Source organism: Citrobacter sp. ANG330 (genome assembly GCF_047467925.1).
Taxonomy (GTDB): domain Bacteria; phylum Pseudomonadota; class Gammaproteobacteria; order Enterobacterales; family Enterobacteriaceae; genus Citrobacter_A; species Citrobacter_A amalonaticus_G.
Genome location: NZ_JASJUI010000002.1, coordinates 231037 through 245027, shown reverse-complemented (window position 1 = coordinate 245027; position 13991 = coordinate 231037). Strand labels below are relative to the sequence as shown.

The following is a 13991-nucleotide window of genomic DNA, read 5'->3' as shown; positions in this document are numbered from 1 at the left end:
GGGATTAACGCACGTTTGCGCAGGTCAGGCAGAACGCATAGCGGTTTTGCGGATCGTTGAATGCCGCGAGCTTATCGCCCTCCGCTTTAACTGCGCTAGCCGCGGAGGCCAGTGGTGCAGGGAGTATCGCCTGAATGGCCTGCGGTAGCATCGCGCGGATGGAACCTGACATATTGTCCATCACCATATCGAAAAAGGTTGGTGCATCCTGATAATAGTCGATATGCCACTGTTTGAGTTTCGCCAGCTCAGCGGCTTTAGCGACCGCGTCGTCGAAGTCACCCAGGCTGTCGACCAGACCGTTGGCTTTGGCGTCCTGACCAGTCCAGACGTGGCCCTGGGCGATTTTATCAATCTGTTCCGGCGTGGATTTACGCGCCTGCGCGACCAGAGTGATAAAGCGCTTATAACCATTCTCAATGCTCAGTTGCATCATTTGCTGCGCTTCTGGCGGCAGCGCTTTGGTGACAGAAATATCCGCCAGCGGCGAGGTCGCTACGCCGTCGGTGTGTACGCCGATGGAATCAAGGCTGTTTTCGACGGTGTTAATCACGCCAAAGATGCCAATCGAGCCGGTCAGGGTGCTCGGGTTGGCGACAATGTAACTGGCCGGCGTAGAGATCCAGTAGCCACCAGAGGCCGCCATTCCGCCCATCGATACCACGACAGGTTTGCCGGATGCACGTGCGGCGGCCAGTTCTGAACGAATCACTTCAGAGGCCGTCACGCTACCGCCAGGGCTGTTGACGCGCAGGACAATGGCTTTCACTTTCGGATCCAGACGCGCATCGCGAATCTGCGAAGCGGTAGTATCTCCGCCGACATTCCCCGGCGTTTCTTCACCATCCATGATGGCTCCGTTAGCAAAGACGACAGCGATGGAACTGCCTGTATCCGCAGGAGGATTAAGCGTGTAATCGTAGTAGCTGATCGCGCGATAGTTATTTTCAGCCTTGCTCCAGCCAAACTGTTTGGTCAGCGCTTTTTCCACTTCGGCGCTGGAAAGCAGGGCGTCAACCAGTTTGCTGTCGAGGGCATACTTCGCCGTATCACCATCCGCTTTCGTCAGCTCATCCAGAACGCCCTGAGCGCCAGGGAAGACCTGTTCCGCCGGGATTTGACGGTTGGCAGCAATGGTATTCAGGTAGTTCTGCCACAGCTCGCCAATCCAGCGGCTGTCAGCTTCCCGCGCGGCAGGCGACATGTCGTCACGAATAAACGGCTCGACGGCTGATTTATAGGTGCCGACGCGGAACACATGGGTGGACACTTTCAGCTTATCCAGCAGGGATTTGTAATACAGCCCGTTGGTGGCAAAACCGTGGATATCAACGGAACCCTGCGGCGACAACCAGATTTTATTGGCGAAGCTGGCGAGGTAATACTGGCCCTGGCTAAAGTTATCGCCGACGGCATAGACAGGCTTGCCGCTGTCGCGAAATTCGCGCAGCGCTTTGCCGATGTACTGCATTGACGGCTGATCGGCACCCGCGAAGTTTTTCAGATCCATCACAATACCGGTGATATTGCGATCGTCTTTGGCCTGACGAATGGTATTGACGATATCGAACAGGGAGTTTTCCTGCAGACGATCGGAACTGGCGCCCAGCAACTGGCGGCTCAGAGCGCCGAGACGACTGGCACTGGACGGTTTATCGACGATCACCCCGGAAATATCTAACAGCAGGGCACCACGACCGACTTTATCGCTGGTGTTATTGCTGCTGACCTGCATCCAGATCCCCACGCCGACCAGGACAAGGAAAATAAAGAACAGGTTAAGCACCATCTCGCGGACAAAATTAAGCAGTCGCCACGTCCATTTAAAAAAACCGGCAATGAATCGCCACAGGGTTCGCATGTATTCTCCCTACCGTTACCAATACTACGCCTGAGTCAGGCGTATGAGATGTGGCTATCCTAATGACCCTGCCGTCTCTTGTCAGCAGGAATCACCGTCTGCGCTGTAACAAAATCTGCTCTCGTGTTAATTTTGTGAATATTCACCCTGACAGGAGTTAACCAAATGGATGCACTTGAATTACTTGTTAACCGCCGTAGTGCTTCTCGCCTGGCCGAGCCTGCACCTGCCGGTGAGCAACTGCAAAATATTCTCCGCGCGGGGATGCGCGCGCCGGACCATAAAACCCTGCAGCCGTGGCACTTCTTCGTCATTGAAGGCGAAGGTCGCGAACGCTTCAGCGCCGTGCTGGAAAAGGGGGCAATCGCTGAAGGAAGCGATGAAAAAGGGATCGAAAAAGCGCGCAGCGCCCCGTTCCGCGCACCGCTGATCATCACTGTGGTCGCTAAATGCGAAGAAAATCATAAAGTTCCGGTCTGGGAACAGGAGATGTCTGCCGGCTGTGCGGTCATGGCGATGCAAATGGCAGCCATCGCCCAGGGCTTCGGCGGGATCTGGCGCAGCGGTGCGTTAACCGAAAGTCCGGTAGTGCGCGAGGCGTTTGACTGCCGCCCACAGGATAAAATTGTCGGTTTTCTCTATCTCGGCACACCGCAACTGAAAGCCTCCACCACCATTAGCGTGCCGGATACTGTGCCTTTCGTGACAAAATTTTAGTTAACCAGGCAAAACTGTCTGGATTCTGAGCAAAGACGCCGGAATTCGGACACTCTCTCTTACCACTTCATGGAATGAGCGCTACCATAGCCCGATTGCAATGACAGGAGATGTCCATGAGCGAGCATGCTATTCGTTTAACGCAGTACAGCCACGGAGCAGGTTGCGGTTGTAAAATTTCCCCGAAAGTGCTGGAGACTATCCTGCACAGCGAGCAGGCGAAGTTTGTCGACCCGAACCTGCTTGTGGGCAATGAAACCCGTGACGACGCGGCGGTATACGATCTGGGCAACGGCACCAGCGTCATCAGTACCACCGACTTCTTTATGCCGATTGTCGATAATCCGTTTGATTTTGGCCGCATTGCGGCGACCAACGCCATCAGCGATATTTTCGCTATGGGCGGCAAACCGATTATGGCGATCGCGATTCTGGGCTGGCCCATCAGCAAACTCTCCCCGGAAATTGCCCGAGAAGTGACTGAGGGCGGGCGCTTCGCCTGTCGGCAGGCGGGCATTGCGCTGGCGGGCGGCCACTCCATTGACGCGCCGGAACCAATCTTCGGCCTCGCCGTCACCGGCATTGTTCCCACTGAACGCGTGAAGAAAAACAGCACCGCCCAGGCGGGTTGTAAACTGTTCCTGACCAAGCCGCTGGGGATTGGCGTACTGACCACCGCCGAGAAAAAATCGCTGCTGAAACCCGAGCATCAGGGGCTGGCGACGGAAGTGATGTGCCGGATGAACATCGCCGGGGCCTCCTTTGCTAATATCGAAGGTGTCAAAGCGATGACTGATGTCACCGGTTTCGGTCTGCTGGGACACCTCAGTGAGATGTGCCAGGGCGCAGGCGTACAGGCGCAAATCCGCTACCAGGACATCCCGAAACTGCCGGGCGTAGAAGAGTACATTCAGCTTGGCGCTGTACCGGGCGGCACCGAACGTAACTTCGCCAGCTATGGGCATCTGATGGGCGAAATGCCGCAGGCGGTACGCTCTCTGCTTTGCGATCCGCAAACCTCCGGTGGGCTGCTGCTGGCAGTGACGCCAGAGGCCGAAGACGAAGTGAAAGCCACCGCCGCCGAGTTTGGCATTGAGCTGACGGCGATTGGTGAACTGGTTGAAGCCCGTGGCGGTCGCGTCATGGTTGAGATCCGTTAACATAATGCGGTTGTTTATTGCCGAAAAGCCGAGTCTGGCTCGCGCCATTGCCGATGTGTTGCCTAAACCGCACCGCAAAGGCGATGGCTTTATTGAATGCGGTAACGGTCAGGTGGTGACCTGGTGTATTGGTCACCTGCTGGAACAGGCGCAGCCTGATGTCTATGACAGTCGCTATTCGCGCTGGAACCTGGCCGATCTGCCGATCGTGCCTGAGAAGTGGCAATTGCAACCGCGTCCTTCCGTGACTAAACAGCTCAACGTGATCAAGCGCTTTTTGCATGAGGCCAGTGAGGTTATCCATGCAGGCGACCCCGATCGCGAAGGGCAGTTGCTGGTGGATGAGGTGCTGGATTACCTGCAATTGGCGCCGGAAAAGCGTCAGCAGGTGCAGCGCTGTTTAATTAACGATCTCAACCCGCAGGCCGTTGAGCGCGCGATTGAACGTCTGCGCTCAAACAGTGAATTTGTGCCGCTGTGCGTGTCGGCGTTGGCCCGCGCTCGTGCGGACTGGCTTTACGGTATCAACATGACCCGTGCTTACACCATCCTCGGGCGCAACGCCGGTTACCAGGGCGTGCTCTCTGTCGGCCGTGTACAGACGCCGGTGCTTGGGCTGGTGGTGCGGCGTGACGAAGAGATCGAAAACTTCGTCGCCAAAGATTTCTTTGAAGTGAAAGCGCATATCGTGACCCCTGCGGATGAACGCTTTACCGCTATCTGGCAGCCGAGCGAAGCGTGTGAGCCGTATCAGGATGAAGAGGGGCGGTTGCTGCATCGTCCGCTGGCGGAGCATGTTGTCAACCGCATCAACGGGCAGCCAGCCATTGTCACCAGCTATAACGATAAACGGGAATCAGAATCCGCGCCGCTGCCGTTTTCTCTGTCAGCCTTGCAGATAGAAGCGGCAAAACGCTTTGGCCTGAGCGCACAGAATGTGCTCGATATCTGCCAGAAACTGTATGAAACCCATAAACTGATTACCTATCCGCGTTCTGACTGCCGCTATTTGCCGGAAGAGCACTTTGCCGGTCGTCACGCGGTAATGAACGCCATCGGCGTGCATGCGCCGGATCTGCTGCCGCAGCCTGCCGTTAATCCTGATACCCGAAATCGATGCTGGGATGACAAAAAGGTCGATGCGCACCACGCCATCATTCCTACCGCACGCAGTAACGCCATCAATCTGACGGAAAACGAAGCAAAAGTGTACAACCTGGTCGCCCGTCAGTATCTGATGCAGTTCTGCCCGGATGCGGTATTCCGTAAATGTGTGATTGAACTGGATATCGCAAAGGGTAAATTCGTCGCCAAAGCACGGTTCCTTGCAGAAGCGGGCTGGCGAACGCTGCTCGGCAGTAAAGAGCGTGATGAAGAGAACGACGGCACGCCGCTGCCGGTAGTCGCGAAAGATGATGAACTGCTGTGTGAAAAGGGCGAAGTGGTTGAGCGTCAGACCCAGCCGCCGCGCCATTTTACCGACGCCACGCTGTTGTCAGCGATGACCGGTATTGCACGCTTTGTGCAGGATAAAGATCTGAAAAAGATCCTGCGCGCAACGGACGGGTTGGGTACTGAAGCTACCCGTGCCGGGATCATCGAACTGCTGTTTAAGCGCGGTTTTCTGGTCAAAAAAGGGCGCTATATCCACTCCACCGATGCCGGAAAAGCGTTGTTCCATTCGTTGCCGGAGATGGCAACCCGTCCGGATATGACCGCCCACTGGGAGTCGATACTGACGCAAATCAGCGAAAAGCAGTGCCGCTATCAGGATTTTATGCAGCCGCTGGTGGGAACGCTGTATCAGCTTATTGATCAGGCGCGGAGCACGCCGGTGCGTCGGTTCCGTGGCATTGTGGCGCCAGGCGACGGCGAGAAGAAAAAGAGCGCGCCCCGCAAACGCGCGGCGAAAAAAAGCCCGCCATCAGCAGAGGCGGGCCTGTAAACCGGCATCGGGCGGTGAATTAAATCACGCCCTGGCCAAACATCGCATCGGCAATCTTCACGAAGGCAGAGATGTTCGCCCCACGGACATAGTTAGTCTGCTTGCTTTCGCCGCCGTACTCGACGCAGGCATGGTGAATATCCAGCATGATGTGGTGCAGACGGGCATCCACTTTTTCCGCCTTCCAGCTCAGACGCGCCGCGTTCTGCGCCATTTCCAGACCGGAGGTGGCGACGCCACCGGCGTTCGCCGCTTTACCTGGCGCAAACAGCACGCCGGCTTCGAGGAACAGATCGGTCGCTTCGATGGTGGTTGGCATGTTTGCCCCTTCCGCCACGGCCTTCACGCCATTAGCAATCAGCACGCGAGCCGCTTCGACGTCGAGCTCGTTCTGCGTGGCACACGGCAGAGCGATATCGACCGGCACTGACCACGGTTGTTTGCCTTCCAGATAGGTCAGGCCAAATTCCCGGGCGTAGTCCGCCACGCGACCGTCGCGGCTGGCTTTGATTTCGCACAGACGCGCCAGTTTTTCTTTCGTAAAGCCGCTTTCATCCACGACGGTGCCGCTGGAGTCGGAGGCCGTCACTACGCGAGCGCCAAATTCCATCGCTTTTTCGATGGCAAACTGCGCCACGTTGCCGGAACCGGAAACCGCTACGCGCATCCCTTCAAAGCCCAGACCATGACGCTTGAGCATCGCTTCGGTGAAATAGACCAGACCGTAACCGGTAGCTTCCGGACGGATCAGACTGCCGCCGAAGGAGAGGCCTTTACCGGTAAACACGCAACTGCTGTTGTTGGAAAGCTTACGCATCATCCCGGCCATAAAGCCCACTTCACGGCCACCCACGCCGATATCACCGGCAGGAACATCCGTATCCGGGCCCAGATGGCGATACAGTTCCGTCATCAGCGCCTGACAGAAACGCATCACTTCGCCTTCACTTTTGCCTTTCGGATCAAAATCGCTACCGCCTTTACCACCGCCCATCGGCAGGGTGGTCAGTGCGTTTTTAAAGGTTTGTTCAAAACCGAGGAACTTCAGGATCGACAGGTTAACGGAAGGGTGGAAGCGCATCCCGCCTTTGTACGGGCCAATCGCCGAGTTGAACTGTACGCGCCAGGCACGGTTAACCTGGACCTGATTACGATCGTCCAGCCACACGACGCGGAACTGAATCACACGCTCTGGCTCAACCAACCGTTCCAGCAACGACATTTCACGATAGCGCGGGTTTTGCTCAATGAACGGCCACAGGGTGGTCATAACTTCACGGACGGCTTGCGCGAACTCGGTTTGATTCGGGTCGCGCTTTTGTACATGGTTGAGGAATGATTCCAGAGAGCATGTCTGATCCATAGATATAAAAGCCTCTTATATTTAAATGTGGTTGTAATTGTGTTTTTTGTGGATATGTGTTTGCAGTTTTTGACTATACCATCAGGAATGTGACGGATAGCAAGAAAAAAATGCCGGTGCCAGACAAATTAATAACCAGACGGCTCTCATAACAAAAAGCGATGGCAGAAGAGAGTAAAGTTTCCCGCACGGGTTACCGTTATACTAAGAACAGTCCCGGAAAAGTAAGGAAACCCTATGCGTTATATCGCGATGGCGGCAGCGCTGATGACATTCTCATTATCCACCCAGGCAAATCAAAACATTCGCCCGGACGTTCAGGTGAACGTGCCGCCTGAGGTGTTCAGCTCAGGCGGACAGCGGGCGCAACCCTGTAATCAGTGCTGCATTTATCAGGATCAGAATTATTCAGAAGGGGCGGTGATTAAAGCCGATGGCGTGCTGTTGCAGTGCCAGCGTGACGAGAAAGCCATTAGCACGAATCCGCTGGTCTGGCGTCGCGTAAAAGCATAAAGGCGTTAAGCAAAGGGATATCGGCAGGAGCGAGCGGGTAATCCAGCGCGGCGTGCGGCTCGCACCACACCAGTTGCTGATGCTCATGCGCCATCATTTCTCCGCTGAACGCGGGCACATGCCAGGCATACAGACGAATCATCCGCCCGGAGACTTCGCGCTGATGGCTGGCAATATAGCGTCCCACCGTGGCCTCAATGCCTAACTCTTCGCGCAGTTCGCGGACCAGCGCCTGCGGCTGCGTTTCTCCCGCTTCCACCTTGCCGCCGGCAAACTCCCATAATCCAGCCTGATCCGCCTGCGGCGGGCGCTGGGCGAGCAAAATTTTGCCATCACGTTCAATAATCGCGGCAACAACGTCGAGGGTTTTCATCATATTCGTCAATGTTCAACAGCAGAAAGTGACATACTATCGTCATCTTTGATTGACCTGAAGTCCCAGGAGTCTTCCTTGAACGATCCGCAATCATGGGTCACGCCGTTGACCCGTCTTCCTGCCACCCTTAAGCCTCTCGTGATGACACAAAAAAAACACTACGGCGAGGTATTGCATCCGACGCGCTGGTGGGGACGTGTGCCGTTTTTGTTCTGGCTGGTCGCGCTGTTTGTCGGTTTTCTTGAGCGTAAACGTGCCCGTCTCACGCCGGTGATGCGGGCGCTGTTAATGACCCGCGTGTCGCAGGTCTGCTGCTGCGCATTTTGCGTGGATGCCAACAGTCTGCGGCTGGCAGAACGCTGTGGCGCGATGGATAAAGTGCTGGCCGTGGCGGACTGGCGGACATCGCCGCTTTTTACCCCAGAAGAGCGCGTTGCGCTGGCCTATGCTGACGCGGTGACCGCCACGCCTCCGCAGGTTGATGAGACCCTGAAAGTGCAGATGAAGCAACACTTCAGTGATGACGTCATTAGCGAGATGACCGCGCTGCTGGCGTTCCAGAACCTCTCGGCGCGTTTCAATGCTGCGCTGGACATTCCTTCGCAAGGGCTGTGCAACAGCCTGAAAGGAGAGCCGCGTGCTTGACAGACATCTCCATCCGCGGCTTAAACCGCTGCTGCACCGCTGTGTGGGCGTGCTCGACAGACCGGGGATTTCCCCGGACGGCCTGACGCTGGTTGGCTTTGCCTTTGGCGTCCTGGCGCTGCCGTTTCTGGCGCTGGGCTGGTATCTGGCGGCACTGGTGGCGATTGTCCTGAACCGATTGCTGGACGGGCTTGACGGCGCGCTGGCACGGCGTCGTGGGCTTAGCGATGCGGGCGGTTTTCTTGATATCTCGCTTGATTTTCTGTTTTACGCGCTGGTGCCGTTCGGCTTCATTCTGGCCGACCCGCAGCAGAATGCGCTGGCAGGGAGCTGGCTGTTGTTTGCGTTTATCGGCACCGGCAGCAGTTTTCTCGCCTTTGCCGCGCTGGCCGCGAAGTACAACATTGACAACCCTGGGTACGCGCATAAATCGTTTTATTATCTGGGGGGATTGACCGAGGGAACGGAAACGATCCTGGTGTTTGTATTGGCGTGTCTTTTCCCGGAGAAGTTTGCCGTGCTGGCATGGATCTTCGGGGCGCTGTGCTGGATGACGACGTTGATGCGCGTCTGGAGTGGCTATCTGACGCTGAAGGGGTTACAGGGGAAAAAGGCGGGGTGAATGCCGGATGGCGGCAAAATACCTTATCCGGCCTACGTACGCGCAATGTGTAGGCCGATAAAGCGCAAGCGCTGCCATCCGGCAATCCATTACAGAGTGCTGTCCGGGCCGCGTTCGCCGCTTGCGACCGGGTTTTTTGGATCGCTGCTCCACTCATACCAGCCGCCATCATAAACGGAGACGTTTTTCCAGCCCATCGCGCGGGCATACATAAATGTCTCTGAGGCGCGCCAGCCGGTGCCACAGTAAAAGGCAACCTGCTGATCCGGCAGAATGTGCCACTGCTTCCACATATTGGCGATATCCTGCGCGCTGCGCATGGTGCCGTCCGGATTATGGAAATCTTCCATATGCGTCGAGTCGCTGCCGGCATGTCCCCAGCGCGCCCCGGCAATCTCACCTTTTGGTTTGATATAACTATAGCCGCTGGTGGTGCCGATAAATTCCGGCCAGGAGCGAATACTGACCAGCGACGCGTCCTGACGATGCAATAGCCCGCGAGCCTGCTTCATATCCAGCATCAGCTGTGGTTGCGCCGGAAGGGGCACGCCAAAATCGGGCTCCGGTTTAACTTTCGCAGGGGTGCCGCGCTCGACCGGTAATCCGGCGTCGGACCAGGTCTGCCAGCCGCCATCGAGCAGACGGACGTCTTTCACACCGGCATACAGCATGATTTGCGCCACCCGCGCGGCTGCGTATACATCGCGTCCGTACAGGATCACCGTCGTGTCATGACGAATACCGTGTTTCGCCAGCATCGCTTTCAGAGCGTCGTCAGGCACTTTGTTCCATAGCGGCTCGCTTTCCACCTCGTTGGTGTCGATGTAATCCGCACCCGGAATATGGCTCAGCAGATAAAACTTCGGCGCGCCCCAGGCCGCTTCGATAACCTTCCAGTCGCCGGCAGGTTTCGCGGTGACCTCTTTGCCCTGTTGCAGGTCATGCAACCATTGCGGATAAACCAACTGCTCGAAATGCGCCAGTCGTTGCAGACGCGCCGGATCCTGCAGCGCATCGCTCAGCGTGGCAATCTGTTGCAGTCCTGCCTTTTGCAGTCGGCTTTTCACCGCCTGGATGTCGCTTTCGTTACCGTACAGCGCGACAAGGGAGTCAGTCTTGAGTTGATGCTGTTGGATCCAGGCCGCAAGCTGTTCGTCGCTCATGTTATCGAGCCAGCGGGCAGAGAGGTTGAGGGCGGAAGGTTCGTGTCCGGACGGACCGTTTACTGACTGCGGCCAGCCATTGTAAAACGCGGAGGGACGGGTATCGATTGATGTCCCCTGTTTTTGCGCCAGTTGTTGGAAGTTGAGCGCCTGTGCCATATCAGCAGCCCAGGTGGAAGCGCAAGCGAGCCCTAAAGCCAGAGCCAGCGCGGTCATTTGAGAAACACGTTTCATCGAATTGCCCGACGTTGAAATAAGGAGGCGCCATTCTGTGCTCGCTGTAGCGGAAAAACTTTGCGTTAACGCAGTATGTGCGCAGTTTCATGAGGCGGGAGGGAGTTGCAAAACGAGGCCGCCTGGCGGGACATCCTGCGCGTCATGGGTTACCTGAACAACGGGAATGTCCAGCCGACGCACTTCGTCAAAGACCCACTGACGAAAGTCTGCCCGCCGGTCTGCATCAAGACGGCTGAACGGCTCATCCAGCAGCAATGTTTTAGGCTGCGCCAGCAGGGCGCGAAGCAACGCAACCCGTGCGCGCTGACCACCGGATAGTGTGGCGGGATCGCGAGAAGATAATCCCGCCATGCCCGCTCGTTCAAGCGCGTGTGAAACCGCATCCTGTCGCGCTGTGCCTTTCAGACTGGCAGGAAGCGCTAATAGCAGGTTTTGTCCCACCGTAAAGTGATCAAACAGCAAAGCATCCTGGAATAAAATGCCGGTTTGCCGCCGTGCCGTAGGCATCTGATCCAGGCGTTGTTCATCCCGCCACAGTTCACCGCTGGCGTGCAGGGGGGATGGCAGTGCACCCACCATCCAGGCCAGCAGTGAAGACTTACCGCAACCGGAAGGTCCCATTAAGGTGACAATGTCACCTTTTGCCACATCAAAGGTTAGCGGACCCAATAGCCGGGTCTGGTTAAGAAACAGAGAAAGATGGCGAACGGTGAGCATCAGCGCAGTCCTTGTCGGCGGTGGCCGATCCATAATGAAAGCCCTGCCATTAGCGTGAACACTAACAGCGGTAAGAGCAATTGCCAGAGCGCCTGCGCGGCCAGAATGCCGGTGCTGCCGCCGCTGCTAAGGGCCACTGCTTCTGTCGTCAGCGTCGGAAAACGGCCTGCACCCAGCCACAGCGTCGGCATGTATTGCGCGATACTGACGGAGAAGCCCACCGCCAGTGATACCAGCGCAGGACGTAAAATCTGCGGACATTTCACGAGACAAAAAATTTTTACCGGCGACCAGCCCAGCGTTTGCGCAATCACGAGCAGACGACAATCAATACGCTGCCAGGCTGGTTTGAGGACAAACAACATCCACGGCACTACCCACAGCAGATGCCCCCAGATGATCGTGGCAAACTGACCATCCTGTTTGAGTTGCAACGCCAGCGTATATTGCCCCATCACCAGCGGCAGCGCCGGAAGAAGGATCGGCAGCCAGACCCAGCGATGCCCGCGCTGCGGTCCCCATTCCAGCCAGAGCAGTAAAATGACAAGCCCCAGCACGCTGGCGGCCACGCCTGCCACGACGCTGTGGATTAACGCCTGAGAATGAAGTGCAGATTGCTGTGCGAGCAGGGCCAGTAATACCGTGCACAGTACACCTGTTGCGGGGAGCGACAGTGACAGCGTTAGCCCCGATACGGGCGAAACCCGGCGTTGACGCACGCCGCTGACGTCGGGAAGCGTGCGCCGCCAGCCACGCCAGAGCAAATAACCCGCAAGGGCGAAAAGAGCGAGCAGCGCCAGCAGAAGCAGGCTCGCCAGCGCGCCTTTGGTCTGCTGTTCGCCGTCCCCCTGACTGAGCCATTGCCAGGCAAGGACCGCCAGCGTCGGCGGGTTACCGGGGCCGAGGATTATGGCAACATCCACCGCTGAAATCGTCCACGCCACCACGGCCAGCATCACCGCACCCAGTCCCGGAGCGATGGCGGGCAATAACACCAGGCAGAGCGCCTGTCGGCGGTTATAGCCCAGCGAATCCAGTACCATGACCTGCTGTGTAAGCCGCTTCTCACTCAGCAGGATCGACAAAATCCACAGCACGAAGGCGCTCTCTTTTATCGCCATCGTCACGCCCAGCCCAATACCGTAGCGATCAAGCGCAGGTGAGAGAAACGGCAGCCCGCGCCAGAGCAGCCCGCCTTCGGCGAAAAGCAACAGCGCGGCGCTGGCAAACGCCACATGCGGAATGGCTAACAGCCACGGCAGGCGAGTACTCAGTCGGCGCCAGCGCGCACCGGGCCAAATCGCTACGATAACCGTTAGTGCAATAAGCAACGCACCCGCGGCGGCAATGAGCACCGACACCACGGTCGCCAGCAGCGCCTGCGGCAACTGGGGATCGGCAAAAAGTGCCTGCCAGTTCGCCAGTGACAGCGCGGGCGCGATCAGCAACATACCGGCAGGCAGTATTGGCGCGTAAATCGCCGCCATACCCAGCCAGGCGAGAAGCGTTAGCGCGAGCCGTAGCGGCGAAGCCATTCTTGCTCCAGCCTGTTTACCCAGCCGGCATGAGGCTCAGGCAGCACGGCGGGCAGTCCGTCCGGAACGCGTGCCTCCAGTGCCGCTTGCTGAGCGGCAGGCAGTTTTTTTGCATCCAGAACTGACGGATCGCCCCAGACTGCCGGATCGGCCTTACGCAACTGGGCTTCAGGCGAGAGCAGGAAGTTGGCGACCAGCCTGGCTCCGGCGCTGGCACGGGCGTTAGCCGGAATCGCGACAAAGTGCACGTTGCCAATCATTCCGTCGGTAAAACCAAAGCTGTAGCTGCTTTCTGGCAGATCGCCGCTGGCGACTTTTTGCTGAGCGTGCGCGGGGTTGAAGGTCAACGACAGACGCAGCGTCCCGCTTTTCAGTAAGGCATCCATGCGTGCCGGAGACGGCGGGAAATCCTTGCCTTCCCGCCACAGACTCGGATGCAGCGCGTCAAGATAGCGCCACAGCGGCGCGGTCACATCGGCAAAGGTGGCGGCATCCGGCGCGACGGTAAGGGCATGCGGATCGTCAGTCAGTAAGATCAGCAGTTGTTCGAGAAACGCCGTGCCGGTAAAGTCCGGCGGACGCGGGTAGGTCACGGTGCCCGGATGTGCCTGAGCAAATGTCAGCAGCGCCTGTGGACTCTGCGGCGGCTGTGGCGTCACGTTGCGATCCGCAATAAACGTCAGCTGCGCGCCGCCCCAGGGAGATTCAGCCCCGTCAGTGGGAATCGAGAAATCTTCACGCACCGGTTTTTGGGTATCAACATAGCGCCAGTTGGGCAGCGTTTCCGCCCACCGGGTCTGCAATAATCCCGCTTCTTTCAACGTGCGGAAGTTTTCGCCGTTGACCCACAGCAGGTCGACAGAACCGCCGGTTTTTCGCCCGGCGGCCGCTTCCGTCTGGATGCGCTTTACGGCATCAGCGGCATCGGCTAAGCGCACGATGTTAACATTGACCGCATAGTGGGTTTTCATTTCATTGCTGACCCAGTCAAGATACTGGTTAACGGCGGTATCACCACCCCAGGCGTTGAACCAGACGGTCTGGCCTTTGGCCTCATTTTTGATCTGTTGCCAGTTTTGTTCAGCGTGTCCTGGTGCGGTAAGCAACAGGCCCGCGAATAGTAATCCCCAACGCATC

Annotated in this window: 13 protein-coding genes; 6 read left to right on the top strand and 7 right to left on the bottom strand. The window is 57.4% G+C overall.

Features of this window, described 5'->3' with window-relative positions:
* Window positions 1-4 precede the first annotated feature (4 nt).
* Window positions 5-1861 carry a signal peptide peptidase SppA gene (gene sppA, locus QNN88_RS06915; RefSeq protein ID WP_414239554.1) on the bottom strand — a complete coding sequence of 619 codons (1857 nt, stop codon included), beginning with the start codon at window positions 1859-1861 and terminating at the stop codon, window positions 5-7.
* Between the two features lie 165 nt (window positions 1862-2026).
* On the opposite strand from sppA, the gene QNN88_RS06910 reads away from it, so the two are divergent.
* From QNN88_RS06910 to topB, 3 genes are all read left to right on the top strand, one after another.
* Entirely contained in the window at window positions 2027-2578 is a 552-nt protein-coding gene (locus QNN88_RS06910; protein ID WP_414239553.1) for an NAD(P)H nitroreductase, read from the top strand.
* Between the two features lie 116 nt (window positions 2579-2694).
* Window positions 2695-3738, top strand: a complete 1044-nt coding sequence (gene selD / locus QNN88_RS06905; protein WP_414239552.1) for a selenide, water dikinase SelD — start codon at window positions 2695-2697, stop codon at window positions 3736-3738.
* Window positions 3739-3742: 4 nt separating this feature from the next.
* Complete coding sequence (gene topB, locus QNN88_RS06900; RefSeq protein WP_414239551.1) at window positions 3743-5683, top strand: DNA topoisomerase III; 1941 nt, start codon at window positions 3743-3745, stop codon at window positions 5681-5683.
* A 19-nt stretch (window positions 5684-5702) separates the two neighbouring features.
* Here topB and gdhA read toward each other — a convergent pair whose 3' ends face one another.
* Window positions 5703-7046: an NADP-specific glutamate dehydrogenase gene (gene gdhA, locus QNN88_RS06895; protein WP_414239550.1), complete on the bottom strand. Its 1344-nt coding sequence runs from the start codon at window positions 7044-7046 to the stop codon at window positions 5703-5705.
* 252 nt (window positions 7047-7298) lie between these two features.
* On the opposite strand from gdhA, the gene QNN88_RS06890 reads away from it, so the two are divergent.
* On the top strand, window positions 7299-7559 hold the full coding sequence (locus tag QNN88_RS06890) for a YnjH family protein (protein WP_414239801.1): 261 nt from the start codon (window positions 7299-7301) through the stop codon (window positions 7557-7559).
* On the opposite strand, the gene QNN88_RS06885 is transcribed toward QNN88_RS06890, so the two are convergent.
* Window positions 7519-7932, bottom strand: a complete 414-nt coding sequence (locus tag QNN88_RS06885) for a pyrimidine (deoxy)nucleoside triphosphate diphosphatase (RefSeq protein ID WP_414239800.1) — start codon at window positions 7930-7932, stop codon at window positions 7519-7521. The two genes, QNN88_RS06890 and QNN88_RS06885, sit on opposite strands and share 41 nt — an antisense overlap.
* Before the next feature lie 78 nt (window positions 7933-8010).
* On the opposite strand from QNN88_RS06885, the gene QNN88_RS06880 reads away from it, so the two are divergent.
* Together QNN88_RS06880 and QNN88_RS06875 are read left to right on the top strand one after the other, a co-directional pair.
* Complete coding sequence (locus QNN88_RS06880; protein ID WP_414239549.1) at window positions 8011-8580, top strand: carboxymuconolactone decarboxylase family protein; 570 nt, start codon at window positions 8011-8013, stop codon at window positions 8578-8580.
* Window positions 8573-9202, top strand: a complete 630-nt coding sequence (locus tag QNN88_RS06875) for a CDP-alcohol phosphatidyltransferase family protein (protein ID WP_414239548.1) — start codon at window positions 8573-8575, stop codon at window positions 9200-9202. Before QNN88_RS06880 ends, QNN88_RS06875 begins: the two co-directional genes overlap by 8 nt.
* An 89-nt stretch (window positions 9203-9291) precedes the next feature.
* Here QNN88_RS06875 and QNN88_RS06870 read toward each other — a convergent pair whose 3' ends face one another.
* The 4 genes from QNN88_RS06870 to QNN88_RS06855 all read right to left on the bottom strand — a co-directional run bounded on the left by QNN88_RS06870 (window position 9292) and on the right by QNN88_RS06855 (window position 13990).
* Window positions 9292-10599: a sulfurtransferase gene (locus tag QNN88_RS06870; protein ID WP_414239547.1), complete on the bottom strand. Its 1308-nt coding sequence runs from the start codon at window positions 10597-10599 to the stop codon at window positions 9292-9294.
* An 87-nt stretch (window positions 10600-10686) separates the two neighbouring features.
* Window positions 10687-11319, bottom strand: coding sequence for an ATP-binding cassette domain-containing protein (locus tag QNN88_RS06865; RefSeq protein WP_414239799.1), 633 nt, complete (start codon window positions 11317-11319; stop codon window positions 10687-10689).
* Entirely contained in the window at window positions 11319-12854 is a 1536-nt protein-coding gene (locus QNN88_RS06860) for a thiamine ABC transporter permease (protein WP_414239546.1), read from the bottom strand. Before QNN88_RS06860 ends, QNN88_RS06865 begins: the two co-directional genes overlap by 1 nt.
* Window positions 12827-13990 (bottom strand): ABC transporter substrate-binding protein, encoded by a 1164-nt coding sequence (locus QNN88_RS06855; protein ID WP_414239545.1) that lies wholly within the window; start codon window positions 13988-13990, stop codon window positions 12827-12829. The genes QNN88_RS06860 and QNN88_RS06855 overlap by 28 nt, the downstream gene beginning before the upstream one ends.
* Window position 13991 lies beyond the last annotated feature (1 nt).

Excerpts from the sequence above, each read along its gene's own strand:
- sppA (WP_414239554.1), bottom strand. The coding sequence starts at position 1,861 with ATGCGAACCCTGTGGCGATTCATTGCCGGTTTTTTTAAATGGACGTGG.
- QNN88_RS06910 (WP_414239553.1), top strand. The coding sequence starts at position 2,027 with ATGGATGCACTTGAATTACTTGTTAACCGCCGTAGTGCTTCTCGCCTG.
- selD (WP_414239552.1), top strand. The coding sequence starts at position 2,695 with ATGAGCGAGCATGCTATTCGTTTAACGCAGTACAGCCACGGAGCAGGT.
- topB (WP_414239551.1), top strand. The coding sequence starts at position 3,743 with ATGCGGTTGTTTATTGCCGAAAAGCCGAGTCTGGCTCGCGCCATTGCC.
- gdhA (WP_414239550.1), bottom strand. The coding sequence starts at position 7,046 with ATGGATCAGACATGCTCTCTGGAATCATTCCTCAACCATGTACAAAAG.
- QNN88_RS06890 (WP_414239801.1), top strand. The coding sequence starts at position 7,299 with ATGGCGGCAGCGCTGATGACATTCTCATTATCCACCCAGGCAAATCAA.
- QNN88_RS06885 (WP_414239800.1), bottom strand. The coding sequence starts at position 7,932 with ATGAAAACCCTCGACGTTGTTGCCGCGATTATTGAACGTGATGGCAAA.
- QNN88_RS06870 (WP_414239547.1), bottom strand. The coding sequence starts at position 10,599 with ATGAAACGTGTTTCTCAAATGACCGCGCTGGCTCTGGCTTTAGGGCTC.
- QNN88_RS06865 (WP_414239799.1), bottom strand. The coding sequence starts at position 11,319 with ATGCTCACCGTTCGCCATCTTTCTCTGTTTCTTAACCAGACCCGGCTA.
- QNN88_RS06860 (WP_414239546.1), bottom strand. The coding sequence starts at position 12,854 with ATGGCTTCGCCGCTACGGCTCGCGCTAACGCTTCTCGCCTGGCTGGGT.
- QNN88_RS06855 (WP_414239545.1), bottom strand. The coding sequence starts at position 13,990 with ATGCGTTGGGGATTACTATTCGCGGGCCTGTTGCTTACCGCACCAGGA.